This window comes from Rhodococcus sp. OK302, assembly GCF_002245895.1.
GTDB lineage: Bacteria > Actinomycetota > Actinomycetes > Mycobacteriales > Mycobacteriaceae > Rhodococcus_F.
Map to the genome: position 1 here is coordinate 427,997 of NZ_NPJZ01000001.1, position 24,566 is coordinate 452,562.

22 protein-coding genes are annotated in these 24,566 nt (G+C 61.3%); 7 read left to right on the plus strand and 15 right to left on the minus strand.

The window, feature by feature from the left end:
- Positions 1-135: 135 nt before the first annotated feature.
- The 3 genes from hutU to hutG are packed head-to-tail and all read left to right on the plus strand — an operon-like array spanning position 136 to position 4,045.
- Positions 136-1,812, plus strand: a complete 1,677-nt coding sequence (hutU, locus tag BDB13_RS01880; protein WP_094270157.1) for a urocanate hydratase — start codon at positions 136-138, stop codon at positions 1,810-1,812.
- A 32-nt stretch (positions 1,813-1,844) separates the two neighbouring features.
- Positions 1,845-3,035, plus strand: coding sequence for an imidazolonepropionase (gene hutI, locus BDB13_RS01885; protein WP_094270158.1), 1,191 nt, complete (start codon positions 1,845-1,847; stop codon positions 3,033-3,035).
- Between the two features lie 26 nt (positions 3,036-3,061).
- Positions 3,062-4,045, plus strand: coding sequence for a formimidoylglutamase (gene hutG, locus BDB13_RS01890; RefSeq protein WP_094270159.1), 984 nt, complete (start codon positions 3,062-3,064; stop codon positions 4,043-4,045).
- A 12-nt stretch (positions 4,046-4,057) separates the two neighbouring features.
- Here hutG and BDB13_RS01895 read toward each other — a convergent pair whose 3' ends face one another.
- The 5 genes from BDB13_RS01895 to BDB13_RS01915 form a co-directional block, all read right to left on the minus strand.
- Positions 4,058-4,951 (minus strand): tyrosine-protein phosphatase, encoded by an 894-nt coding sequence (locus BDB13_RS01895; protein ID WP_169635949.1) that lies wholly within the window; start codon positions 4,949-4,951, stop codon positions 4,058-4,060.
- A gap of 121 nt (positions 4,952-5,072) precedes the next feature.
- On the minus strand, positions 5,073-6,017 hold the full coding sequence (locus BDB13_RS01900; RefSeq protein ID WP_094270161.1) for a TauD/TfdA dioxygenase family protein: 945 nt from the start codon (positions 6,015-6,017) through the stop codon (positions 5,073-5,075).
- A 59-nt stretch (positions 6,018-6,076) separates the two neighbouring features.
- Positions 6,077-7,600 carry an AMP-binding protein gene (locus BDB13_RS01905; RefSeq protein WP_094270162.1) on the minus strand — a complete coding sequence of 508 codons (1,524 nt, stop codon included), beginning with the start codon at positions 7,598-7,600 and terminating at the stop codon, positions 6,077-6,079.
- 39 nt (positions 7,601-7,639) lie between these two features.
- On the minus strand, positions 7,640-8,761 hold the full coding sequence (locus tag BDB13_RS01910; RefSeq protein ID WP_094270163.1) for a DUF5938 domain-containing protein: 1,122 nt from the start codon (positions 8,759-8,761) through the stop codon (positions 7,640-7,642).
- A 51-nt stretch (positions 8,762-8,812) separates the two neighbouring features.
- Positions 8,813-9,616, minus strand: a complete 804-nt coding sequence (locus tag BDB13_RS01915; protein WP_094270164.1) for an SDR family NAD(P)-dependent oxidoreductase — start codon at positions 9,614-9,616, stop codon at positions 8,813-8,815.
- A 231-nt stretch (positions 9,617-9,847) separates the two neighbouring features.
- Here BDB13_RS01915 and BDB13_RS01920 point away from each other — a divergent pair, with 231 nt between their 5' ends.
- Complete coding sequence (locus BDB13_RS01920; protein WP_254922673.1) at positions 9,848-10,522, plus strand: TetR/AcrR family transcriptional regulator; 675 nt, start codon at positions 9,848-9,850, stop codon at positions 10,520-10,522.
- Here BDB13_RS01920 and BDB13_RS01925 read toward each other — a convergent pair.
- Complete coding sequence (locus BDB13_RS01925) at positions 10,506-11,111, minus strand: TetR/AcrR family transcriptional regulator (RefSeq protein WP_094270165.1); 606 nt, start codon at positions 11,109-11,111, stop codon at positions 10,506-10,508. The genes BDB13_RS01920 and BDB13_RS01925 overlap by 17 nt on opposite strands.
- Positions 11,112-11,184: 73 nt before the next feature.
- Between BDB13_RS01925 and BDB13_RS01930 the strand changes: the two genes are divergently transcribed.
- The 3 genes from BDB13_RS01930 to BDB13_RS01940 all read left to right on the plus strand — a co-directional run bounded on the left by BDB13_RS01930 (position 11,185) and on the right by BDB13_RS01940 (position 13,681).
- Positions 11,185-11,946 (plus strand): enoyl-CoA hydratase-related protein, encoded by a 762-nt coding sequence (locus tag BDB13_RS01930; RefSeq protein ID WP_176459504.1) that lies wholly within the window; start codon positions 11,185-11,187, stop codon positions 11,944-11,946.
- 243 nt (positions 11,947-12,189) lie between these two features.
- Complete coding sequence (locus tag BDB13_RS32025) at positions 12,190-12,360, plus strand: hypothetical protein (protein ID WP_176459505.1); 171 nt, start codon at positions 12,190-12,192, stop codon at positions 12,358-12,360.
- 37 nt (positions 12,361-12,397) lie between these two features.
- Complete coding sequence (locus BDB13_RS01940) at positions 12,398-13,681, plus strand: bifunctional o-acetylhomoserine/o-acetylserine sulfhydrylase (protein ID WP_094270167.1); 1,284 nt, start codon at positions 12,398-12,400, stop codon at positions 13,679-13,681.
- Between the two features lie 64 nt (positions 13,682-13,745).
- Here the strand turns inward: BDB13_RS01940 and bphC are convergent, their stop codons facing one another.
- The 9 genes from bphC to BDB13_RS01985 form a co-directional block, all read right to left on the minus strand.
- The gene (bphC, locus tag BDB13_RS01945; protein ID WP_094270168.1) at positions 13,746-14,666 is read right to left on the minus strand and encodes a biphenyl-2,3-diol 1,2-dioxygenase; all 921 of its coding nucleotides are present in this window, start codon (positions 14,664-14,666) and stop codon (positions 13,746-13,748) included.
- 34 nt (positions 14,667-14,700) lie between these two features.
- Complete coding sequence (locus BDB13_RS01950) at positions 14,701-15,879, minus strand: acyl-CoA dehydrogenase family protein (protein ID WP_094270169.1); 1,179 nt, start codon at positions 15,877-15,879, stop codon at positions 14,701-14,703.
- A 39-nt stretch (positions 15,880-15,918) separates the two neighbouring features.
- A complete protein-coding gene (gene dmpG / locus BDB13_RS01955) occupies positions 15,919-16,947 on the minus strand; it encodes a 4-hydroxy-2-oxovalerate aldolase (protein WP_094270170.1) in 1,029 nt (342 codons plus the stop codon).
- Positions 16,948-16,984: 37 nt separating this feature from the next.
- Positions 16,985-17,887 carry an acetaldehyde dehydrogenase (acetylating) gene (locus BDB13_RS01960; RefSeq protein WP_094270171.1) on the minus strand — a complete coding sequence of 301 codons (903 nt, stop codon included), beginning with the start codon at positions 17,885-17,887 and terminating at the stop codon, positions 16,985-16,987.
- 11 nt (positions 17,888-17,898) lie between these two features.
- Entirely contained in the window at positions 17,899-18,684 is a 786-nt protein-coding gene (locus tag BDB13_RS01965; protein WP_094270172.1) for a 2-keto-4-pentenoate hydratase, read from the minus strand.
- Positions 18,685-18,846: 162 nt separating this feature from the next.
- Positions 18,847-20,505 carry an FAD-binding protein gene (locus BDB13_RS01970; protein WP_094270173.1) on the minus strand — a complete coding sequence of 553 codons (1,659 nt, stop codon included), beginning with the start codon at positions 20,503-20,505 and terminating at the stop codon, positions 18,847-18,849.
- Complete coding sequence (locus BDB13_RS01975; protein ID WP_094270174.1) at positions 20,505-21,377, minus strand: alpha/beta fold hydrolase; 873 nt, start codon at positions 21,375-21,377, stop codon at positions 20,505-20,507. The genes BDB13_RS01970 and BDB13_RS01975 overlap by 1 nt, the downstream gene beginning before the upstream one ends.
- Before the next feature lie 151 nt (positions 21,378-21,528).
- Positions 21,529-23,145: an ABC transporter substrate-binding protein gene (locus tag BDB13_RS01980; protein ID WP_094270175.1), complete on the minus strand. Its 1,617-nt coding sequence runs from the start codon at positions 23,143-23,145 to the stop codon at positions 21,529-21,531.
- A 383-nt stretch (positions 23,146-23,528) separates the two neighbouring features.
- Positions 23,529-24,437, minus strand: a complete 909-nt coding sequence (locus tag BDB13_RS01985; RefSeq protein WP_094270176.1) for an IclR family transcriptional regulator — start codon at positions 24,435-24,437, stop codon at positions 23,529-23,531.
- Between the last annotated feature and the right edge of the window lie 129 nt (positions 24,438-24,566).

Genomic DNA, 24,566 nt, shown 5'->3' on the forward strand with positions numbered 1-24,566 from the left:
ATACATTTAATCGAGTTCGAACGTGAGCCAGCACACAACTGCGGTAAGAAGGAAGTACGCCGACTACACGGACGGACCGCGACCACGGCTATCAACACCAGCCACGGCGATCACCACGAAGCGAAGGACAACATCATGGCGAACATCTCGACACCCGGACACGGTCCCCGGCCCGTCCGCGCGCCCCGAGGCAACCAGCTGACCTGCTTGGGATGGCAACAAGAAGGCGCGATGCGCATGCTGATGAACAACCTTGATCCCGAGGTTGCCGAGCACCCCGACAGCCTCGTGGTCTACGGCGGCACCGGCCGCGCAGCCCGTAGTTGGGCAGCGTTCGACGCCATGATCGCCACCTTGAAGACACTGAAGAACGACGAGACGATGCTCGTTCAATCCGGCAAACCCGTCGGCGTCTTCCGCACCAACGAGTGGGCGCCCCGTGTGCTCATCGCCAACTCCAACCTTGTCGGAGACTGGGCCAACTGGGAAGAATTCCGGCGCCTCGAAGATCTTGGACTGACCATGTACGGCCAGATGACGGCCGGCTCGTGGATCTACATCGGAACCCAGGGCATCCTCCAGGGAACGTACGAAACCTTCGGCGCGATCGCCAAGAAGCGCTACGACGGTTCCCTCGCCGGAACCATCACCCTCACAGCCGGTCTCGGCGGCATGGGCGGAGCTCAACCGCTCGCCGTCACCATGAACGACGGTGTCGCAATCTGCGTCGACTGCGATGTCACCCGAATCGACCGTCGGATCGCGCACAAGTACCTCGACACCAAGGCCGACAGCATCGAGCATGCACTCGAACTTGCCGTCGCGGCGCGCGACGCCAAGCAGCCACTGTCTATCGGCCTCGAAGGCAATGCGGCAGAGGTCTTTCCGACCATGCTTGCCATGAACGCACCGATCGACATTGTCACCGATCAAACCTCCGCACACGACCCTCTCGCCTATCTCCCCCTCGGAATCGCCTTCGCGGATATGAAGACGATGTCCGAGAAGGATCCGCAGAAGTTCACCGAGGACTCCCGCCAGGCGATGGCAGTGCACGTCAAAGCGATGGTCGGATTCATGGATGCCGGCGCCGAGGTATTCGACTACGGCAACTCCATCCGCGACGAAGCCCGAAAGGCCGGCTACGACCGTGCATTCGACTTCCCCGGATTTGTCCCCGCCTACATCCGTCCACTCTTCGAAGAAGGTCTCGGCCCCTTCCGTTGGGCCGCACTCTCCGGCGACCCCAAGGACATCGAGGCCACCGACAAAGCCATCCTCGAACTTTTCCCCGACAACGAGCACCTGCACCGGTGGATCAAGATGGCCGGCGAAAAGGTTGCGTTCGAAGGACTTCCGGCACGCATCTGCTGGCTCGGATACGGCGAGCGCCATCTTGCCGGCCTGAAGTTCAACGAGATGGTCGCCTCGGGAGAGCTGTCTGCGCCAATTGTCATCGGACGCGATCACCTCGACTCGGGATCCGTTGCCTCCCCGTACCGCGAAACGGAATCGATGATCGACGGATCCGACGCTATTGCTGACTGGCCACTGCTCAATGCACTGGTCAACACCGCATCCGGCGCGTCCTGGGTATCGCTGCACCAGGGTGGCGGCGTCGGGATGGGTCGATCCATCCATGCCGGACAGGTGTGCATCGCCGACGGCACCGAAATGGCAGCCAAAAAACTCGAAGCCGTTCTCACCAATGACCCCGGAATGGGCGTCATTCGTCACGCCGACGCCGGATACGACCACGCCATCGACACCGCGGCCACCCGCGGCGTACGCATCCCGATGAACGAGAACTAAACCCGTACCACCACCCCGAGTGAGGAAAAACATTGACCACGAACGGTTCTCGAACCACGGTACTGACCAATATCGGGACCCTCGTTACCAATGACCCGACCCTGGGTGAGGGCAAACTCGGCCTACGCCACGACGCGGCAATTGCCTTCGAGGAGGGTGTCGTGGCGTGGGTCGGTAACTCTACCGACGCTCCGGCCGCCGATATCGGTCAGGATATGGGCGGCCGGGCGGTCCTACCCGGCTTCGTGGAGAGCCACTCGCACCTGGTATTCGGTGGCGAACGCGCCGAGGAATTCGCCGCTCGAATGGCCGGAGAAGAATACGCGGCTGGTGGCATTCGCACCACCATCGAGGCCACTCGCGCGGCAACCGACGAGCAGTTACAGGCCAACGTCCGTCGGTTGCTCGACGAAGCCTTACGTTCGGGCAGCACCACCGTCGAATGCAAAACCGGATACGGGCAGAACACCGAGAGCGAACTTCGCAGCACACTGATCGCCGGCCAGTTCACGGATGAGGTCACATTGTTGGCGGCGCATGTTCCGCCACCGGAATACTCGTCTCGCGTAGATGATTACGTAGCCATGGCCTGTGACGAGATGATTCCGGCGTGCGCTCCGCACGCGAAGTGGATCGACGTCTTCTGCGAACGCGGTGCTTTCAATCGTGAACAGGCGCACGCCGTTCTGAGCGCGGGAGTCAAAGCTGGATTGATTCCCCGCGTTCACGGCAACCAACTCGGCGAAGGACCCGGAGTTCAGTTGGCTGTCGAGATGGGCGCTGCATCGGTAGACCACGTCACCTACGTGACCGCCGAAGACATCGACGCCCTGGCGCAAAGTTCGACTGTCGCGACGCTACTGCCGGGTGCTGATTTCTCCACTCGCAACAGTTATCCCGACGCGCGAGCACTGCTCGACGCCGGCGTGACTGTCGCACTGGGCGCAGACTGCAACCCTGGCACCTGCTACACGACCAGCCTGCCGTTCTGTATCGCCCTTGCCGTACGCGAAATGCACATGACGCCCGCAGAAGCGGTGTGGTCGGCAACTGCTGGTGGCGCTCAGGCATTGCTGCGCAACGACATCGGACGTTTGAGCATCGGAATGCGTGCCGACGCGCTGTCACTCGACGCACCTTCCTATCTGCACCTCGCCTACCGCCCCGGAGTACAACTGGTCCGACAAGTGTGGAAGCACGGACAACTCACCACCACCTACTGAAGTTCCTACCTACCCCGGAGGCTGTCGTGGCACACACCATCGTTGTCGATATCGCACCGAAACCCTGGACCGGCCGCTCTGACGGAACCACCGCCGAACACCTTCGCTGGCACCATGCGGTGCAGCCGTATTCGGAACAAGCCCCTGCCGGCGGCTGCGTGATCGTCGGGTTTTCCAGCGATGAAGGCGTACGACGCAACAAGGGCCGCCGCGGCGCTGCCGACGGACCGGACGCTCTGCGCGGCGCCCTGGCGTCGATGGCGCTGACAGAGCCCCTGAGAATTCAAGACGCCGGTACCGTCGCCGTGCGGGGAGAGGAACTCGAAGTCGGCCAAGCTGCCCTCGGCGCCGCTGTCAGCGCAGCACTCGACTCCGGACATTTTCCCGTAGTCCTCGGCGGTGGGCACGAGATCGCCTACGGGACGTATCTCGGGGTGGCAGATTCCGTACTGCGAACACCCGACACACGTCTCGGAATTTTGAATCTCGATGCACACTTTGACCTTCGTGGCGATCCGACCCCGAGCTCCGGCACACCGTTCCGTCAAATCGCGGACGCCGAACTCGCTGCGGAAACCACACACCGCTACAGCGTCATCGGCATCAGCCAGCCGAGCAACACCACTGCGCTCTTCGACACCGCTCGTGAACTGGATGTGGCGTATCTGCTCGACGACGAATGCGGGATCGGCGATCGAGAGCGAGTCGACAGTTTTGTCACCGATTTCCTCGATGACGTCGACATCGTCTATCTCACTATCGATCTGGATGTTCTGGCTGCGTCAGTAGCACCCGGCGTCAGCGCACCTGCCGCCTACGGAGTGCCGTTGGAGACTGTTCAATACGTGTGCGATCGCATCGCAGCCAGTGGCAAGCTGACGGTTCTCGATGTAGCCGAACTGAATCCGTCACTCGATATCGACAACCGCACAGCCCGTACCGCCGCTCGGCTGATTCACCGTATCGTCACGAAACACGTGCGAAGGAACAATCCGCCAACGGAATCCTGACTCCACTCCCCGCTAGACGGTGAGCTTGGTCTTCAACGTCGAGATTGTGTCCGTCGAGAGTCCGAGGCCGGATGTCAGGTAGTTGTCGAACGTGCCGAAATTGGTGGAGATCTCGTCGAGTCCGGCCTGCAGGAACTCAGGAGAAACTCCCGCGATTACCTTCATCGCGGCACCAGCCTGCTCACCCTTCGCCGCGGTCACCTGAGCTGCGGTGGCCGCGATCGAATCCTTCGAATACTCGTTGGTGAGTAGGTAATTGCTCATGACTGTCGCGTCGTCGACGCCCGCGATCTTCAGGAGCATTGCGCTCGTCCAGCCGGCACGATCCTTGCCTGCCGTGCAGTGAAAGAGCTGCGGCCCATCGGTCGCGGCAATCTCGGTCAGTAACTTGCCGAACTGCACACGCATCGCCGCGTCGGTCACAAACTGTCGATTCATGCCGGTCAGCAGCGCCCCAGCGCCTTCCGGCGTGGAAAGATCCACCGACGACGCGACAGATGCGCTCGGAGTGACACCGATGATGTTCACGTTCGTGTAGTTCGCCCCGGCTGGAACGCGGTCCGGCCCCTTGGCGATTTCCGCCTCGGTTCGCAGATCGTAAACTGCCTTCAGCCCAAGGGCATCCAACGTTGCAGCGTCGGCATCGTTCGTGATCAGAGCATTGGAGCGGTAGAGAACGCCTTCACGAACACGGCGTCCATCAGATGTGGTGTATCCGCCGTCGGGCCCCGCCAGGTCCCGGAAGTTGTTGGCGGAAACCAGCCTTGGTGTCACTGCCGCGACCGTTGCCTGCGACGACTGCGACGACGTGGTGGCTGCCGATTCGTTACTTGCCGACTGTCCGCATCCGGAGAGCCCAACTGTTAGCGCTGCGGCAATACCGACAATGATAAGACGGGAATTCACAATTCTCCTTCAAAGGTTCACAAGTGCAACTACTGCATCGTGTGCGGAGAAGGTGTCGCGATTGTGACTGCCTGGCCAACGGTCGGTGTCCGGAAACTGACGTCTCCGGACCCCGGCACCGCTACACGATTCCCACGGGCCGATCACCGACGATAGAGATCCGATCCATCACCCGACGCTCCGGAAAATAGTCACTGGCCGCGTAGTGCTGGCACGCCCGGTTATCCCAGAAGGCAACGGTGTTCGGCTCCCACTTCAACCGCACCTGAAATTCCGGACGGTTGATGTGACGGTAGAGCAACGTGAGGAGTTCATTCGATTCGTCCTCCGACACTCCCACGATTCGCTGCGTAAATGTCATGTTGACGAACAGAACTCGTCGACCACTCTCCGGGATGACTCGAACAACCGGGTGCTGCACGGCCGGAAACTGCGGGCGTAGCGCCTCTACCGATTCCGCCGGCATGGACTTGCCGAAGGAATTGATCCAATCATGCTCGGCAACAAGAGGATCGATTCGATCCTTGATTTCTTGCGGAAGGAGCTCATACGCCGCAGCCGTGTCTGCCCAGAGTGTGTCACCGCCGACTTCGGGAACCTCGACGGCTCGAAGCACCGCCGCAAACGAGGGGAACTCATGCCATGTCACGTCGTTGTGCCAGTTGTTTTCGACACCACCGACCATCGCATCTTTCGCCAGGGTCGTGACGTCGGCGTCCGTCTGTCCGGGTTGGAAGAACTTGAAAAACGGATGCTGTTCCAGCGCTCCCCATCGTTCCGCGAACGCCCGATGCTCAGCGCGGTCGATGTCCTGATCCCGAAAGAACAACACCTTCCACTCGAGAAGCGCCCGACGCAGATCATGCATGACCTCGTCCGACAGGTCGCCGCCCAGACGAAGTCCGGAGATTTCGGCACCGATAGTTGGTGCGATCTTCTTGACGGAGAAATTTGTATATGGCTCAGGCTCTACAGATTCCGGGTTTCGCCGGGCGACCAACGGGCCATAGGCAGCAAGCGGATCGGTGGGAATCGGGTGGATCGTGGTGGGAAACAGAACTGCCATCGAACACTCCTCAAATGCAACCCTAGTGAACCAGATCACATTAGGTTAAGGAGCTTTCCTTAATCTGTCAACAGTGTCCCCTTGATCTCGTTCTTGAGCACCTTTCCTACCTTCGATCGCGGCAAGTCTTCCCAGACGATTACCTGCTTGGGAGTCTTCACACTTCCGATGCGCGCCTTCACGAAAGCCATGACCTCGGCGTCGTCGATTACGACGCCTGAATGCGGTTGAACCACCGCCACAACCCGTTCACCCCACTTGTCGTCCGGCAAGCCGATCACCCCGCAATCCTGAATTCCCGGATACGCCATGAGTGCCTGTTCCACTTCAACCGAATACACGTTGAAGCCTCCGGTGATGATCATGTCCTTGGCCCGATCGACGATGAACAGAAAATTGTCCTCGTCCAGATACCCGATATCGCCGGTGTGATGCCAACCGTGTGCCGACGCTTCAGCTGTGGCTTCAGGATTCTTGAAATAGCCGGCCATCACGAGGGAACTTCGGATAACCACCTCGCCTCGAGCGCCCCGCCCCAGCAGGTTCCCCTTGTCGTCCATGATCCCCACCGTCACCAACGGCGACGGCCGACCAGCAGATGACAGCCTCTCCGTCGCAATAGCTCCGTCCGGACCGAAGTGATCTTTCGGTGCCATCGTCGAAATCATCATCGGAGCTTCGCTTTGTCCGAACAGTTGCGCCATGACCGGCCCGATCTTGCCGATCGCCTCGCCCAGCCGGGTCGGTGAGATCGGCGCCGCTCCATACCAGAAGCATTGCAGTGAACCAAGATCCGCGTCTCCCAGATCGGGGTGCTCGAGCAGCATGTAGATGAGCGTCGGCGGCAGGAAGGTATGCGTGACCTTGTGGGTTTGCACATTTTCCAGGAAAGCACCCAGATCCGGTTTCGGCATGATCACCACTTCCCCGCCCAGCGCCATGATGGGAAAGCACAACACCCCCGCCGCGTGAGTCAACGGTGCCAGCGCCAGATACACCGGGCGCCCCTCGAACGGATAGCTCATGAGGGTGATCGCTGTCATCGTCTCGATGTTGTGCCCGGTCAGCATGACACCTTTGGGTCGACCAGTTGTACCGCCGGTTCCGACGAGCATGGTCACATCATCAGGCGGATCGACGTCGAGTTCATCGACGCCCATCCAGCTTTCGAGCGACTGGGCAAAATCGGTGTCACCGTCAATGCAGACAAGCGTGACCAACTTCGGCAGCGCATCCTTGATCTGTTCCACCAACGACGCATACGACTTCTGGAAGAACAGTGCTCGAGTATCGAAGAGATCCAACAAGTCCCGGTTCTCCGCGGCTTCGTTGCGCGGATTGATCGGACACCACACTGCGCCTGCCCGGCTGATCCCGAAGACACAGGAGAAGGAGACCGGATCGTTTCCGGACAGGATGGCAACCTTGTCCCCAGGCCCAATTCCGGAGGCCGCGAGCGACGCAGCAAAACGGCTACTGAACTGCTGGACATCGCAATAGGAGAGCGTGCGCTCTCCCATCGTCAAACAGGGAGCGGCGGAACCCAGAGAGGCTCCCTTGTCGAGATAATCGGTCAAACGCATGACGGGAGCCCCTCGGGTCGTGAACGAAATAGAAACTGGCTAGGTATTGATCGTCACTTCCGGCTCGAGCGCCAAACCGAAACTACGTAGTGCACCCAACAATTCACGGTGCCCGAACGCCTGACACGCCGACGCCAACCCAGTGCGCTTGGGGGCCTGCTGCAACAGCGAGTGCGCCGCATAGGCCTGCAACAACCCTGTCTGCTTGTAATTGCAGTTGCCATGGATCACGACGTGTGCACGACCGAGCGGACCGGACGCGTAAACCGAGTCCAAAGATGTGTTGATCCGGGGGTTCTCACGCGGCGGCATACCCGCCTGCACCGAGCCGGCGATTTCCGCCAGCGCTGCTTCCTGCTGATCGGCAGGGAGAGTCTTGATCTGCTCTTCCACCATCTTCTGGGTCGCGACAACACCTTCCATCACCGCGCGATCGAATACTCCGCCCGCAGCCTTGACGTTGGAAACCCGGGGATCGTTCTTGAACCACACCGGGTGACTGGTGCCGCCCCACGGCAGCGCGAGCGCCGTTTCGTGTTGACCGGGCACTACGACGTCGAACGTCTGACCGGGCGCCCACTGCACGTACTTGTTCTGCTCGAGGTAGTACCAATTGGCCTTGAGGATCGTGAAGATTGTCTGCGTCGACGCGTAGGTGGGAAAACCCTTCCACAGCACCAGAATATCGAGAGTATCGAGCCCGGGATTCTCCAACGCGATGTTGGCGGCAATCTCACCGGTGGTATACATCTGCGCTATCCCCGGAGAGAGCAGCAAGCCCTTCTCCTGGAATTTGTCACTGAACTTCTCCTGGACGTCGAGCACCCAATCCTGCTCGCCGGTGGTGTCCATGTAGTGGCAGCCGGCATTGAGAGCAGCTTCGACAACAACGGCACCGAGCTTGATGAACGGGCCGACCATGTTGCTGACAACCTGTGCGCCGGTAAACAACTCGGTGAGCGCCTCAACGGTGTGCTCGACCTCGACAACCTCATGGTCAACTGTGTCGAGCCCGGGAATCTTGTCGAGCACTTCCTGGATTCGCGCCGCGTCACGGCCGGCCGCGATGAACGGAATGTTGAACTCACGCAGGTATTCACACACCAGACGTCCGGTGTATCCGGAAACGCCGTAGACGATGACTGGCTTCTTGTCGGACATGTTCGTGGAACCTTTCGAAGTTGAGTGCCGAACCGAAAAAGACTGTGCGAGTTACATGCCCATGCCGCCGTCGACAGGCAGACCGATCCCGGTAATGAAACGTGCTGCGTCCGAGGCCAAGAACACCACTGCGTCGGCCATGTCGTTCACTTCACCGAGACGTCCGAGGGGGGTAAGTCCGATGACGTCGCCCACCGCAGCTTCGGCGCTGGGCCAGAGGCCGAGCTTTGCCATGTCGGAGGCGAGACCGAGACCCATCTCCGTCGCGACGAGTCCGGGATAGATGCAGTTGACTCGGACGCCATACCCGAGTTTTCCGGATTCTGTGGCCGCCACCCGCGTGAACCGGTCCACCGCGGACTTTGTTGCGGAATACCCACTGATTCCGGGAAACGGGATGGTGGCCGCCACCGACGAGACGTTGATAATCGATCCGCCGCTTCCGGCGATCCCACCGGGGCGCATGCTGCGCAATCCGTGCTTGGTGCCGAGAGCTGTTCCGAGAACATTCACTTCGCACATGCGGCGAATATCGGCGGGATCCAGGTCCACCACCAGCGACGAAATTTCGATGCCTGCGTTGTTGACCAGAATGTCGAAGCCGCCGAGGGTTTCCGTCGTGGCCGCAACTGCTTCCGCCCAGTTCGCGTCGTCGGTGACGTCGAGCTTCACGAAGCCCGTCTTCACACCACTGGTGCCGACAGATTCGGCGGTTGCTCGCCCTTCGTCTTCGAGAACGTCGCCGATCATCACCGACGCTCCCGCCCTGGCCAAGGCCGCCGCCATGCCGGCGCCCAGACCTTTTGCACCTCCGGTGACCAGCGCTTTACGTCCTTCGAGATCAAACACGCTCATCTTCGACCGCCTCCATGAATTCGACCAACTCGCGAAACCACCGTCCACAGCAACCGTTTACGTCAGCACTGCCAAGTGGCGTGAGTCACAGAGTATTCAACTTTGGACGAGTGTCAAGAAAATCTTGACAATTGTCAAGATTTTGTACCCGGCCGTCAAAACGCAAGGGTTACACTGTGGCGAGAGCACAAAGCACCGTTGCAGTATCCGCAGGGAACAGGACATACCGCCGTGACCACGACCATCGAAAATGCAAGCGGGACAACAAAAAATGCTTCCCCGAGCAATGCCGACAAAGTCTCGCGCCGGCAGGTGGACAAGTTCTCGGAACGACGCGATCAGTTGGCCGAGGCGGCGCTGCAGACCCTTGCCGAGCTCGGGTATGCACGCACCAGCCTGCGCGAAATCGCACAGAACTCCGAGTTTTCACACGGCGTCCTGCACTATTATTTCAGCGACAAAGTCGACCTGATCACGCACTGCGTACGTCACTACAAGGCGCGCTGCGTCAACCGCTACGACGGCATCGTCGCCACGGCGCAAACTCCCGACCAACTGAGGTCCGGTTTCGGCACGTTGCTCGCGGAGACGATGATCGACGAACCGACCATGCATCGACTCTGGTATGACCTGCGCGCACAATCCCTGTTCGAGGAATCATTCCGGGCAGATGTCGCCGCAATCGACACCAGTCTCGAAAACATGATCTGGCGCATCGTGATTCGCTATGCGGAACTACTGGGTACCGAACCTGCAATCACTTCGTCGGCGATGTACGGAATTTTCGACGGCCTGTTCCAGCAGAGTTTGCTGCGCCACCTTTCCGGCGACGACAACGCGTCGACATACCTGTCCGAGAGCGTCCAAGCGATGATGCTGTTGGTGGTGCCTACGCCGAACCCTTAGTGGCCGAGATACTTTCGGCGACGTACTTTGCGCCACGGCCGAATTCGACCACCACGTCATAGTCTGCGTCTTGGCGCCAGAATCGCACCAGCGTGGCATAGACGCCGCCGATCATCTGCGCCAGAAACAACGGCGGATAGTCGGTTCGAACTTCATCGGCCCCGAGCCCCGCGGTTACGATGCGCAGCAGTTCCAGGTTGAACCGCTTGTCATGTGATGCCCCCGCAGAGGATGCGACAAAATCTCGTTCCAATTCCGTTGTCACCATTCGCTGGTAGCGCGGATGCTTGACGGCCTGGACGGCAAAATCCTCGAAGATCGCGGCAATCCGGTCGACGGTAGGCATCGGCGTCTCCATCAGCCGATCCACCAGCGCTGCAAACTGATCCAGATGATCACTGTGCAGTGCTTCGAGCACGGCGTCTTTCCCTTGAAAATAGTTGAAGAATGTCGCCCGCGAGACCTCGGCGCGCACGACGATATCTTCGATGGTGGTATTCGCAAACCCCTTTGCGGAGAAGAGCATCCGGGCAGCAGCCAGCAGTCTTTCGTTGGTATCCCGCTTGTTCTGTTCACGTTTGGAAATCATGTCGACTCCCCCTCCCCGTTCTCAGGCCGAGTCTTCAGCGTACTGAAGGCCATAGATGAACTACAGTCCAATTATGTCGACTGTTACCTCCGAACGCCAGGGTCGCGTTCTCATCGTCCGGATCGAACGCGAAGAACGACGCAATGCGATCAACCGCGAAACCGCCGAAGGCATCGAGACCGCGCTTGATCTCCTCGAGGATGATCCCGAACTGTGGGTCGGCATCATCACCGGCACACCGACGGTATTCTGCGCCGGCACCGATATTCGCGAGCGCGCCGACCTCCGCATGCCCCGCGGCGGCGAGTACGGCGTCATCCGCCGGCAACGCAACAAGCCTCTGATCGCTGCTGTCGAGGGGTACGCACTCGGCGGCGGATTCGAGATCGCCTTGGCGTGCGACCTCATTGTCGCCTCTCGCACAGCACAATTCGGCCTCCCGGAAACTCGTCGCGGATTGGTTGCCACCTCCGGCGCACTCTTCCGTGCACCACGGGCACTGCCCGTCAACGTTGCTCGTGAACTCCTGATCACCGGCCGCACACTCGATCCCGAGCGCGCCTTGAATCTCGGCGTCGTCAATGCCCTCACCGAACCAGGCAAGGCGCTCGACGAAGCACTGGTTATGGCGTCGGAAATCTGCGAATCCTCCCCCACCTCAGTGAGTCTGAGCTTGAAGTCCGTCAATGCTCTGTACACCGAAGACGACACTCTGGGTTGGGCTGTCACCGACACTGCCCGGGATGCGATTCTGCAGTCACCCGATATCGCCGAAGGACTCGAGGCCTTCGCCAATCGCCGAACACCCAACTGGAGCGGATTGTCCCCGCAGTAGTCGACCACGATTCGAGACAGGTTCCCTATAAGTCTGGTCGGAAAGGGTTCGCTCCAGCTACAGTCACTTCTGTGACGGGAATCGACGCATTTCAGACAGGCACGCTGCTGACGCGGCGTCGCCATGTCGATTTTGCGCACGTCTGTACATCCGGGTGTCCGATCTTCTGATCGGACCTACTTCCGTAAGCGCCGCTCACGGGAGATATTCGTATGTATACCCAGATCAGGGGCCATTTCTGTCATGACCACCGCTTCCATTTCGCACTTGAGTTCCGTCGTCGCTGCCAATTCCGACGCCATCGGCAAGGACGAGAGTAAAGCTCACGTCGCATTCAAGGCGGCCGCGCATTGCCCGGTACTCGATCTGACCCGCAATCCCGTTCCCGTGCCTACAGTCGTCGAAACTGCCTAAGTCGCAACAACCCAACTTCACTACGGAGCAAATAATCATGAGCGAAAACTGGTCCTTCGAAACCAAACAGGTCCACGCCGGCCAAACCGCAGACACCGCCACCAACGCGCGCGCACTGCCCATCTACCAAACCACCAGCTACGTCTTCGACAACACCGACCACGCAGCAGCCCTCTTCGGCCTCACCGAACCCGGCAACATCTACACCCGCATCATGAACCCCACCCAAGACGCCGTCGAACAACGCATCGCCGCCCTCGAAGGCGGAGTCGCCGCCCTCCTCCTCTCCTCCGGCCAAGCCGCCGAAACCCTCGCCATCCTCAACGTCGCCGAAGCCGGCGACCACATCGTCGCCTCCCCCTACCTCTACGGCGGCACCTACAACCTCCTGCACTACACCCTGCGCAAACTCGGCATCGAAACCACCTTCGTCGAAAACCCCGACAACCTCGACCACTGGGCCGACGCCATCCGCCCCAACACCAAAGCATTCTTCGGCGAAACCATCGCCAACCCCAAAAACCACATCCTCGACATCCCCGGCATCAGCGCCGTAGCCCACAACCACGGCCTCCCCCTCATCGTCGACAACACCGTCGCCACCCCCTACCTCCTACGCCCCTTCGAACACGGCGCCGACATCGTCGTCCACTCCGCCACCAAATACCTCGGCGGACACGGCACCGCCATCGCCGGCGTCATCGTCGACAGCGGCACCTTCGACTGGACCCAAGGCCGACACACCAACTTCACCACCCCCGACCCCAGCTACCACGGCGTCACATTCGCCGACCTCGGCGCACCCGCCTACGCCCTCAAAGCCCGCGTCCAACTACTCCGCGACCTCGGCACCGCCGTCGCCCCGTTCAACGCGTTCCTCATCGCCCAAGGCATCGAAACCCTGTCCCTGCGCATCGAACGCCACGTCGCCAACGCCCAACAAGTCGCCGGCTTCCTCGAAAACCACCCCACCGTCGCGTCCGTCTCCTACGCCGGACTGCCCTCCTCACCGTGGTACGAACGCGGAAAGACCTTGGCCCCCAAGGGCACCGGTGCCATCGTCACCTTCGAGCTGCCCGGCGGCGTCGACGCCGGCAAGAAGTTCGTCAACGCCCTCACCCTGCACAGTCACGTCGCCAACATCGGCGACGTCCGCTCCCTCGTCATCCACCCCGCGTCGACGACGCACTCGCAGCTCACCCCCGAAGAGCAGCTCGCCGCCGGCGTCACCCCCGGCCTGGTACGTCTCGCTGTCGGTATCGAAGGTATCGACGACATCCTCGCCGACCTCGAAACCGGTTTGGCTGCAGCAGCTTCCTGATCAGCTACAACAAAAAGCTCGGCCCCGACTCGAAAGTCAGGGCCGAGCTTTTTGTCTGTGAAAACTAGCTCTTGGGCGTGAACGCCGCAAGCGGTTCGGTACCGGTCCAGTCGTGGCCCCAGTAGCTGTCCGCCGTGATTTCCTCAGCGGTGTAATACGTTTCGTCGACTGCCATGCCCTCGCAACCGAACTCGAGGTCCCAGCCACCCGGGGCCCGCACGTAGAACGAGACCATCTTGTCGTTCGTGTGGCGGCCCAATGTGGAGGAGATCGAGAAACCGAGCTTGGAAACGCGATCGAGTGCCTGACCGACGGCGTCGAGAGTCTCGGCCTCCATCATCAGGTGCACCAGACCGGGCTCTTCGACCGGAGGCGCCGGGCACAGAGCCAGGCTGTGGTGGCGAGTGTTGACACCCATGAACCGGACGCGGCGAGCCGGCATCGGTGCATCGATGCCACCGAGGCGGATGGAGCCACGCGGCAGGAAGCCGAGCACCTCGGTGTAGAAGGCGTAGGCCTCGTCGAACTTCGTAACCGGAAGAACCACGTGACCGAGGCCCTGATCGCCGGTGACAAAACGTCCACCGTGCGGGGTGACCAGCGGGCTGTGATCGAGAACCGGTCCGAAGAAGATCTCGACGCGGTTGCCGTTGGGATCGTTGAACGCGATGACCTCTTCGGCGTCGCGGTAGCTGGCGTCGACGTCGGAGAGAACGTCGACGACGACGCCGGCCTTCTCGACTGCTTCGCGAACACGCTGGAGTGCGAACTGATCTCGCACCTCCCAGCCAACGGCGAGTGCCTTGTCCGACTCACCCGGCAGGACGATCAGGCGGCTACGACGCTCGTCGAGGCGGAGGTAAAGTCCGTCCTCTTCCGGGCCACTGCCTACTGCGAGGCCGAGTCCGTCGACCACGAGCTCGCGCCAGCGAGCCACGTCCTGCGTTTGGATCCTGAGATATCCCAGGCCCCGAATTTCAGTCATGCCTAACCGTCCTAAGTTGGTAAAAGGGAGTGAATCAGATCATCGAGCGGTGGATGCCCTGCGGCTCGCCACCGAGCTGCGAGAGCGTCGACGAGTGGAAGATCGATCCGGGCACGTGGATGGCGTGAGCCAGGCCGGCGTGCGCGTCACGCCAGAAGCGCTGCATCGGGGTGTTGAGCTGCAATGCGCCGCCGCCGGAGCGAGCGAAGATCTCATCCACGGCGCGCACTGCACGCCACGCGGCAGCCGTCTGGGTGCGTCGACCGATGGCGCGGAGCTCGAAGGAGACTTCCTGGCCCTTCTCGGTCATGTCCCAGAAGCGGTCGACCGTTTCCAGGATCGCTGCACGCGAAGCGGCGATCTCGGCAGCAGCCTCACCGATGGCGAAGAGTACGTACGGATCTTCCTTGATCGGAACACCGCTGACCGTCACGCGCTCACGCTGCGCAGCCATGTTGCACGCGAGTGCACCTTCGGCGATACCGATCAGCGAGGAGGTGATACCGAGCGGGAAGATGCAGGAGAACGGGAACTTGTACAGGGTCTCCGTGCGACCCGCTTCCTTCCAGGCCGTGCCGTCGTACACCTTGCCGGCGTCGATGGTGCGGTAGGTGGGAAGGAAAGCGTCCTTGACAATGAGGTCCTTGGAGCCGGTTCCACGCAGGCCGACGACGTTCCAGCTTTCCTGGTCGATCTCGTAATCGCTGCGCGGGAGAAGCACGTGCAGGTGCTTCGGCGGCATGAGGGGACGGCCGTTCTCGTCGCCGATCATGGCGCCGATCATGACCCAGTCACAGTGATCCGTTCCCGAAGAGAAGGACCAGCGGCCGTTGAGGATGTAACCACCGTCGACGGGCTTTGCGACGCCCATCGGTGCGTACGGGGAAGCCATCCAGGTGTCAGGGTTTTCGCCCCAAACCTCTTCCTGTGCCTTCTTGTCGAAGAAGGCAAGCTCCCACGGGTGGACGCCGACGATGCCGCTGACCCAGCCGGTTGCACCATCCATCGCACCGATAGCCATTGCCGTCTCGGCAAACTCGCGGGGGTGAGCTTCGAGCCCACCGTATTCCTTGGGCTGGAACATACGGATGACGCCGGAATCGCGAAGGCGCTTCGCGTTGCCGTCCGTCAGCTGCATGAGCTTGTCGCCCTCGATGCCGCCTGCGCGGATCTCGTCGGCGAACTGAACAATATTGTCTAGAACCTGTCCCATGATTTTCTTCGCTTTCTGGTATCGGTACCCGGCAAATGCCTAGGCAGAAGTCTTCGCGGCAAGTCCAAGCGCGATTTCGATCAACTGATCTTCCTGCCCACCCACAAGCTTGCGACGACCGGCCTCGATAAGGATGGCCGCACCGGAAACTCCGTAGCGCTTTGCGTGCGCGTCGGCGTGCTTGAGGAAGCTGGAGTAGACGCCCGCGTAACCCATGGTCAGCGAGAGGCGATCCAGCTGGCATTCACCGTCCATGATGGGACGAACGACGTCTTCGGCGGCGTCGATGATCTTGAGAGTGTCGATACCCGTACGGATACCGAGCTTTTCGGCGACGGCGACAAACGCCTCAACCGGGGTGTTACCGGCACCGGCACCGAAACGACGTGTCGAGCCGTCGATCTGCAGTGCGCCGGCCTGAACGGCGAGCACGGAGTTTGCGACGCCGAGGCCCAGGTTCTCGTGTCCGTGGAAGCCGACCTGTGCGTCGCTGCCGAGTTCCGCGACGAGCGCGGAGACGCGGTCACTGACGTCGTTCATGATCAAGGCGCCGGCGGAGTCGACGACGTAGACGCACTGGCAACCGGCGTCGGCCATGATGCGAGCCTGCGCGGCCAGCTTCTCCGGTGTGGTGCTGTGCGACATCATCAGGAAGCCAACGGTTTCCAGACCGAGGTCGCGGGCCAGACCGAAGTGCTGGATGGAGATGTCAGCTTCGGTGCAGTGCGTGGCGATACGGCAGATGGATGCGCCGTTGTCCGCAGCCTCGCGGATGTCGGACTGCACGCCCAGACCCGGAAGCATGAGGAAAGCGATCTTGGCTTGCTTCGCCGTGGCGACCGCAGCCTTGATCAGTTCCTGCTCCGGGGTGTGGCTGAACCCGTAGTTGAAGGACGAGCCGCCGAGGCCGTCGCCGTGGGTGACCTCGATGACCGGCACGCCGGCCTCGTCGAGGGCGCCGACGATCGAGCGAACGTGGTCAACGGTGAACTGGTGGCGCTTGGCGTGGGAACCATCGCGCAGGGACGAATCGGTGACCCGGATATCGAGGTCTGCACTGTAGGGCATCGTCTTGATTTCCTTTAGAGAGAGATGAGTATTCGGGTCAGACGCGGGAAGCGAGCAAGGCTGTGGCGAAACTTTCGCCGACCTTTGTCGCCGCGGCCGTCATGATGTCGAGGTTGCCCGAGTACGGCGGCAGGAAGTCGCCCGCGCCCTCGACCTCGAGGAAGATGCCGACGCGTGCGAGGCCGCCGCTGATCGGTGTCGGGTCGTCGTACTGCGGTTCTGCGCGCAACCGGTATCCCGGTACGTAGGACTGAACTGCGGCGGCGATCTCATGGATCGACTTGGTGATCGCGTCACGATCAGCGTCTGCGGGGATGGAGCAGAAGACGGTGTCCTTCATGAACATCGGCGGCTCGGCCGGGTTCAGGATGATGATCGCCTTGCCCTTCTTGGCGCCACCGATGGTCTCGATTCCACGACTCGTGGTGATCGTGAACTCGTCGATGTTGGCGCGCGTGCCGGGGCCCGCCGACGGCGAAGCAACGCTGGCCACGATCTCGGCGTAGGCAACCTCGACGACGCGGGAGACGGCGTAGACCATCGGGATGGTCGCCTGTCCGCCACAGGTGATGAGGTTGACGTTGTGAGCGTCGAGGTGCGCACCCATGTTCACGGCCGGGACCACTGCAGGTCCGATCGCTGCCGGGGTGAGGTCGACGGCCTGGATGCCCAGAGCCTGGTAGCGCGGCGCGTTGGCGCGGTGCACGTACGCGGACGTTGCCTCGAAGATGATGTCGGGGAGCTCGTCCTGAGCGAGCAGCCAATCAACACCGTCACCGCTGGCGACAATGCCGTGATCGGCAGCGCGGCGCAGGCCTTCGCTGGTGGGATCGACGCCGATCATCCACTTGGGCTCGATGAGCTCGGAGCGAAGCAGCTTGTACATGAGATCGGTGCCGATGTTGCCCGGGCCGATGATCGCAGCGGAAACCTTGGTCACAGGTTCAGTCCTTACTTGAATTCTACTGTTACGGAGCCGATTTCACTGAAGTCAGCACGGAAGACATCGCCGGGGCGGGCATCGATCGCGCGAGTGCACGATCCGGGAAGGATCACGTGTCCCGCTTCGAGGCGCACACCGAAACTTGCAACCTTGCGCGCCAACCAAGCAACCGCCTTGGTCGGGTTGCCCAGAACGGCGGAGGCGTCGCCACGCGCGATTTCCTCGTCACCCTGGAACAGGACTGCGGAGATGGAACCGATATCGACCTGCGAAGGAGCGATACGTCCCTGGCCGAGAATGACACCGGCCGAGGAAGCATTGTCCGCGATCGTGTCAGCGAGACCGATCTTCCAGTCCTTGATACGCGAATCGATGAGTTCGATACTCGGCACGATGTAGTCCGTCGCCGCCAGGACGTCTTCCTCGGTGCAATCCTCGCCGGGGAGCGTCTTGCCGAGCACGTAGCCGATCTCGACCTCGATGCGCGGGTAGCAGAACGCTGCCGTATCGATCGGGGTGCCCTCGTTGTAGACCATGCTCGACAGCAGGTGACCGTAGTCGGGCTCGTCGACGCCCATCATCTTCTGCATGACCTCGGAAGACAGTCCGACCTTGTGACCGTAGACGGTCTCACCGGATTCGATGCGCTTGCGAATGTTGAGCAGTGCAATCTCGTAGGAATCGACGACGTCGATATCCGGGAAAGTACTGATCAGCGGGTCGATCGGGGCGCGATCACGCTCGGCGGCCCACAGAAGATTTGCGGCGGAAACTCGCTGCGAATCGCTGAGCATCGCGTCCTCCTGAAAAAATGTGGGGGTGATGAAAATCTGTTGGTCAAACGGTGGCAGGAACTGCGCCGAAGTGCAGAAATCCTTCCCAGTGAGTGGGAGCGGCCCCTGTGCGCCTTTTCGGTAGTGGGTACTACCAGAAAGGCACACAGGGGCCGCAGGCCCCTACTTTGCTGCTACGTGGTTCGCAGCGATGTAACCGAAGACCATGGCGGGACCGATGGTCGCGCCGGCGCCGGCGTACTCGTTGCCCATGACGGACGCAGAAGTGTTACCGGTTGCGTAGAGACCGTCGATGATCGAGCCGTCTTCGCGGATGACACGGGCGGTGGCGTCGGTGACGAGGCCACCCTTGGTGCCGAGGTCGCCGGCTTCACAGCGGATCGCGTAGAACGGTCCCTTGACGATTTCGTCGAGGTTCGGGTTCTTCATCGTCGGGTCGCCGTAGTACTGGTCGTAGGCGCTGTCGCCGCGACCGAAGTCCTCGTCCTTGCCACTGCGGGCAAAGCCGTTGAACCGGTCGACGGTGCCGAGCATCTTGTCGGCCGGAACACCGATCTTCTCGGCGAGCTCACGCAGCGAGTCCGCCTTGTGAATGACACCCGAGTCGTAGAAGCCCTGAGGGAAGGGCATGTTCGGCAGAACCTGAGCGAACGGGTAGCGGTTCTTCGCCTTGGTATCCATGACAAACCACGCCGGAACGTGTCCACCTTCGAGCTGGTCGTGCACGAAGTTGACGTACGGCGACGACTCGTTGGTGAAGCGCTCACCCTTGGCGTTGATGATGATGGACGGCGGGATGCAACGCTCCGAGACCAACGGGATGACTGCGCCCATCGGGTGGAACACAGACGGCATCCACCAAGCATCATCCATGAGATCGACTGCAGCGCCGAGCTTCTGGCCCGCACGAATACCGTCGCCGGTGTTCTCGCGTGCACCGGCGCTGATGTTCGCGACGCCGTTCTCGGGCAGGTACTGCGCGCGCATCTCGTTGTTATGGTCGAAGCCGCCGGTAGCCAGCAGCACGCCCTTGCGGGCACCGATGCGAACGGTCTTGCCGTCACGCTCAGCCAACACACCAACCACGGTTCCGTGGTCGTCGACGATCATTTCGGTCATGGATGTCTTGAGCCACAACGGAACTCCGGCGTCCTTGAGGACCATGCGCATACGAGCAACCAGAGCGCGGCCACCCGTGGACATGTGGCGACGAAGAACCATGTTGGACGCAACGCGCCACGCTGCAACCAGAGAAGCCTTGCGGCCCTTCCAGGTTCGCTTGACCATCGCCAGATCGTGGTAGTCCTTGGACGTGACCCACAGGCCCAACGGGCCCTTCATGGAGTTGGGGCGCTGATACTTCTCGTCTTCCTTCAGTGCACGCGTATCGAACGGCTTGCATTCGATGGTGCGACCGAGCGGACGTCCACCGTCGTACTCCGGGTGGTAATCCGAGTAGCCCTTGACCCAGTACAGCTTCATGTGGGGGCTCTTGTCGAGCAACTTCATCAACTCGGGGCCCTGGTCGACGTAGGCGTCGAGACGGTCCGCCGAGATCTTGCCCTCGGTGATGATGTCGAGGTAGCGACGGATCGACTCACGTGAATCGCCGGCGCCCTTCTCGATCAGCGTCGGAGCGTTGGGAATCCAGATACCGCCGCCGGAAATCGCCGTCGAACCGCCGTACGTCTTGCCCTTGTCGATGATGAGGGTGTCAAGCCCACGATCAGCCGCCGTGATGGCTGCAGACATACCGCCGCCGCCACTGCCGACCACCAGGAAGTCGACCTCGTGGTCGAACTTCACTGTGCTGTCCGTCATTACTTGTTGCCTTCGGAGCGGGTGAGGAAGGCCAGAACGGTTGCGACCCAGGCGTCGCGGGCCTCGATCATCGTCCAGTGGCCACAGTTGGGGAAGATGTGAACTTCACCGTTGGGGATGTCGCGCATCGGCAGAATCGCCAAGTCGACGGGGCTGACGCGGTCGTCGCGTCCCCAGGTGAGAAGCGTCGGAGCCTTGATCTTGTTGAGCTGCGCCCAGTACGGAACTGCGGTCGATGCAGCTGCTGCGGCGCCCATGGCGGCCATGGCCTTGCTGCTGTACATGCGGCGCGCGATCTCGAGCGTCTTCGGCTCGGTTGCCAATGCCCAGCGCTCTTCGATGAGCTGCTCGGTCACGACAGCGGGGTCGAAGACCATCGACTTCAACCAGCGAACGAGAGACTCACGGGAAGGGTTGTCCGTGAACTCCATGAGGAGCTTGATGCCTTCACCGGGTCCGGGCGAGAAGGTGTTCTTGCCCATGCCGCCGATGGTGACGAGCTTGCTCACTCGGTGCGGTTCGTCGATCGCAACCTTGGTGGCAACGATGCCGCCCATGGAGTTGCCGATCATGTGGACGGGGCCGAGCCCGAGACCGTCGAGGAACAGTCCGACCGAAGCCTGGGCCATCATCATCGGATGGCCTTCGCCGGGATCGCTGACACCGAACCCGGGGAACTCGAGAACGTAGCAATGGAAGTGCTGGGCGAATTCCGCGAGAACACCGCGGTAATTGCGCCAACCGGTCACGCCGGGGCCCGATCCGTGCAGCAGCAGCAACGGCGGGCCGTCGCCGGCCTCGTGGTAGCGAAGTACACCGAGATCGGTCTGCAGCTCTTTCAGAGTGTCCTCGTAGCTCAGTTCAGTCGTCATGCTGCAAACGTTGCCATCACCGCCGCTGAGCTGGTACTAACCGTCCCGATCAGCGAGACAGCAAGGGGTAAATTCTAGGCGCCCACGCGACAAACGGGTATCGGCGGCGCAGGACTTCCAACGCCGCCGACACCCACTCTGACTAGGTGATTCAGTTCTTCCAAACCTCGTCGAACAGCATGATGCTGTCGATGCTCTGCTGCAGTCCGTGAACGTTCTTGTTCCAGACATCGAAGTTCGGGACGTTGCCCCAGACCTGCCACGGCACGGTCTCGTTGGCGCGCTCCTGAATCTTGGCGAGGACGGCCTTCTTGTCCTCGTCAGTGGTGGCGACGCCGAGCTGATCGAGCAGAACGTCCATCTGAGCATCCGAGTAGCCGGTGGCGTTGTTGCGGCCGCCGGTCTTGATGCCCGTGTAGAGGCGCTCGAACGGATCCGCTTCCGGAAGGCTGAGGGCACCCGTACTCATGTCGTAATCGTGGTCGACGTACATACGCTTGACCAGATCGCCGGCACCGGTGACGTACTCGATCTGTGCGTCGAAGCCGACTGCATTGAGCATGGCCTGCACGCCCAGAGCAGTTGCCTGCGCCGACGGCTCCTGGATGGAGAGGAAGGTGATCTTGCCGTCGAAGCCGTCAGCCTTGGCCTGCGAGAGCAGGTCCTTCGCTTTGGCCGTGTCGATGCCGATCGGCGCGACGTCGTTGTGCCAGCGTGAAGTGTCCTGGAAGATCACCTGACCGGGCAGGCCCTTGCCGTTGTTGACGCGGGTGTTCAGCGTTTCCGGGTCGATGGCCAACGCCATTGCCTGACGGACTCGCACATCGGAGCCGGGGCGACCCGGAGCCATGTTCACGTTCGAGATGTAACCGAGCGACGGGATGTCGATGAAGCCCGGGTTGCCGCTGTCGATCAGATCGAGGATCGGCGCGAGCGTACGCATATACGCAGCGTCGATGCCGCCGGTCTTGAGAGCTTCAGCAGTCGGCTGAGCGCCGACGATGCTGATCAGCTTGAGCTTGTCGACGTTCGGCGCTCCGCCGTAGTAGTCGGGACGAGCTGCCAGGACGAGTTCCACGTTGGGGGAGAAATTCTCGAGCGTGAACGCGCCGGCACCGATCGGGGTGAACTGGTCACCCTTCTGAGCTGTCGGGGCGACGATCATGCCCGGTCCGGTGGCCAGCATCGACTGAATGCCAGTCCACGGATCGACGAGGTTGAAGACAACCGTCGTCGCGTCCGGGGTGTCCATCGAGGCGACCTTGGCGGCCCAGAGGCTGGACTGCGGTCCCTTGTTGGTGACGTAGCGGGTGATGCTGTCGGTGACTGCCTTGGAGTCCAAAGGTGTTCCGTCGCTGAATGTCACGCCGTCACGAAGCTTTAATGTCCACGTCTTGCTGTCGCTGCTCGCCTCGAGCGACTTCGCCAGCTGCGGCACGAACTCCTGCTTGATGGGGTCGTAGCGCATCACGACGTCGTAGATCGCGCCGAGTTCACTGCCACCGGTAGAACCGGCAACCTGCCCCTTGGCAGGATCGAGCGTCGTCACTGCCGCATAGCCGCTGAATGTCAGCGTGCCACCCTTGGTGGGGGTGCCGGAATCAGCCTGTTCGTTGACCATGCCGATCTTGAGCGCGGAACCCGATTCGACGGTTTCACCGCCGCCGCTCGACCCGTTGTCGGCGCAGGACGCCAGGAACATGCCGGCAGTAACTGCCAGGGTGACCGCGGTAAACCCGCGGCGGTAACGAAGGGAACTACGATTCATTCGAATTCCTCCAGAAGGTGATGTGATTCGACTGTCAATCACAAGGTGTTGCGCAACAAAGCTGTTGGACAACACAGGTTTGGCTTATGCGCCGAAGAATGTGTGTTCTACCGGGCGCCTCGGTCGACTCAGCCGACATCGTGATGCGATAACGATCCACTGACTGTCTAACGCACTCGCCGCCGCACCGTCGCGTCACTACCGGTGATCGGGATCACCGACAGGAGATCTTCGTGAGCCTGCCAATGTGGTTGCGGCACAGGCACGCCGAAACGTGAATGAATTTGCGGCAATTATCCGAATCTACGAATTTCCTACCGTGCTCAGATGACACAGCTGAAGGTGATACCGCTACAGCGATATCACCTTCAACTACCGGAAACTCAGATCCAGTGCTGAGTGGAAACGGCGAGGAGACGGTCCATCGTGTCGGCCGAGAAAGTATTGACGGGAACGGGCGGCGCCTTGCGTCCACGACGCGGGGCACCCAGCTCGGGGTACAGCGACCGCGAGACCTCACGGGCCGCGTCGACAACCAACGGTGCGACTCGCTCGAGCTGAGCCGTCCGCATGTCGCCGCACAGCGCGATGCTGCCGACGGGGCCTTCGTGCCCACGAATCGCAGCGGCGACACAGGCCACTCCGCGAGCCGATTCGCCGCGCTCGAACGCAAGACCGCGACGCTGACGGATGCGGTTGAGTTCCTGATGCAGAACGCCGATCTCCGAGATGGTGTTCTCGGTACACCGCGGGAGGGTGGTACCAAAAAGTGCGTCGACGCGCTCCGGGTCGATCCACGCCAGCATCGCCTTGCCGCCGGCCGTGGAGTGCGCAAGGGCACGGCCACCGACTCGCGACGGGAGTGCTGCGGCAAAACGTCCGCCGACCTTGTCGAGGTACACCGTTTCACGGCCGTCGAGGACAGAGAGGTGCACAACCATTCCGGTCTGCAAGTGCAGTTCATGCAGAAGCGGCGCCGCAGCTTCACGAATCTGGCTGTGGCCGCCGTCGCCGCCACCCAATCCGAGCGCGCGTCGACCCAAGCAGTAGCCGAATGATGCATGATCGACCCAGTCGAGTTTGACCAGCTGATCGAGGATGCGGTGAACAGTGGAACGCGGAAGCTGCGTGCGGCACGCAACCTCTTCCAGCGTGAGCCGGGCAGCTCGACCGTCGAAGGCATCGAGAATGAGCGTCATCCGCTCGACCATCGACGGCGGCAGATCCTTCTTGGCCGCAGTGTTGGTCGGCTGAACCGTGGTCATTGTGTCGTCGATATCAACGATGGTCATTGACGCCTCCCGGAAACTGGAATTGATTCTAGTGACTATAACCCAGGTCACAGCATCTGGGAAGTCGAGCCACACAAACCAGTCCCGATCACCGGAAAGTCGCCCCCTCGCGAACGCCGTCACGGCTAT

What these genes read in the sequence shown, in the direction of transcription:
- BDB13_RS01910 (WP_094270163.1), bottom strand. Translation starts at nt 8,761, where the DNA reads ATGTCCGACAAGAAGCCAGTCATCGTCTACGGCGTTTCCGGATACACC.
- dmpG (WP_094270170.1), bottom strand. Translation starts at nt 16,947, where the DNA reads ATGCCCTACAGTGCAGACCTCGATATCCGGGTCACCGATTCGTCCCTG.
- bphC (WP_094270168.1), bottom strand. Translation starts at nt 14,666, where the DNA reads ATGACTGAAATTCGGGGCCTGGGATATCTCAGGATCCAAACGCAGGAC.
- BDB13_RS01940 (WP_094270167.1), top strand. Translation starts at nt 12,398, where the DNA reads ATGAGCGAAAACTGGTCCTTCGAAACCAAACAGGTCCACGCCGGCCAA.
- BDB13_RS01980 (WP_094270175.1), bottom strand. Translation starts at nt 23,145, where the DNA reads ATGAATCGTAGTTCCCTTCGTTACCGCCGCGGGTTTACCGCGGTCACC.
- BDB13_RS32025 (WP_176459505.1), top strand. Translation starts at nt 12,190, where the DNA reads ATGACCACCGCTTCCATTTCGCACTTGAGTTCCGTCGTCGCTGCCAAT.
- BDB13_RS01905 (WP_094270162.1), bottom strand. Translation starts at nt 7,600, where the DNA reads ATGCGTTTGACCGATTATCTCGACAAGGGAGCCTCTCTGGGTTCCGCC.
- BDB13_RS01975 (WP_094270174.1), bottom strand. Translation starts at nt 21,377, where the DNA reads ATGACGACTGAACTGAGCTACGAGGACACTCTGAAAGAGCTGCAGACC.
- BDB13_RS01925 (WP_094270165.1), bottom strand. Translation starts at nt 11,111, where the DNA reads ATGATTTCCAAACGTGAACAGAACAAGCGGGATACCAACGAAAGACTG.
- BDB13_RS01970 (WP_094270173.1), bottom strand. Translation starts at nt 20,505, where the DNA reads ATGACGGACAGCACAGTGAAGTTCGACCACGAGGTCGACTTCCTGGTG.
- BDB13_RS01985 (WP_094270176.1), bottom strand. Translation starts at nt 24,437, where the DNA reads ATGACCATCGTTGATATCGACGACACAATGACCACGGTTCAGCCGACC.
- hutU (WP_094270157.1), top strand. Translation starts at nt 136, where the DNA reads ATGGCGAACATCTCGACACCCGGACACGGTCCCCGGCCCGTCCGCGCG.
- BDB13_RS01900 (WP_094270161.1), bottom strand. Translation starts at nt 6,017, where the DNA reads ATGGCAGTTCTGTTTCCCACCACGATCCACCCGATTCCCACCGATCCG.
- BDB13_RS01965 (WP_094270172.1), bottom strand. Translation starts at nt 18,684, where the DNA reads ATGCTCAGCGATTCGCAGCGAGTTTCCGCCGCAAATCTTCTGTGGGCC.
- BDB13_RS01915 (WP_094270164.1), bottom strand. Translation starts at nt 9,616, where the DNA reads ATGAGCGTGTTTGATCTCGAAGGACGTAAAGCGCTGGTCACCGGAGGT.
- BDB13_RS01950 (WP_094270169.1), bottom strand. Translation starts at nt 15,879, where the DNA reads ATGGGACAGGTTCTAGACAATATTGTTCAGTTCGCCGACGAGATCCGC.
- BDB13_RS01930 (WP_176459504.1), top strand. Translation starts at nt 11,185, where the DNA reads ATGTCGACTGTTACCTCCGAACGCCAGGGTCGCGTTCTCATCGTCCGG.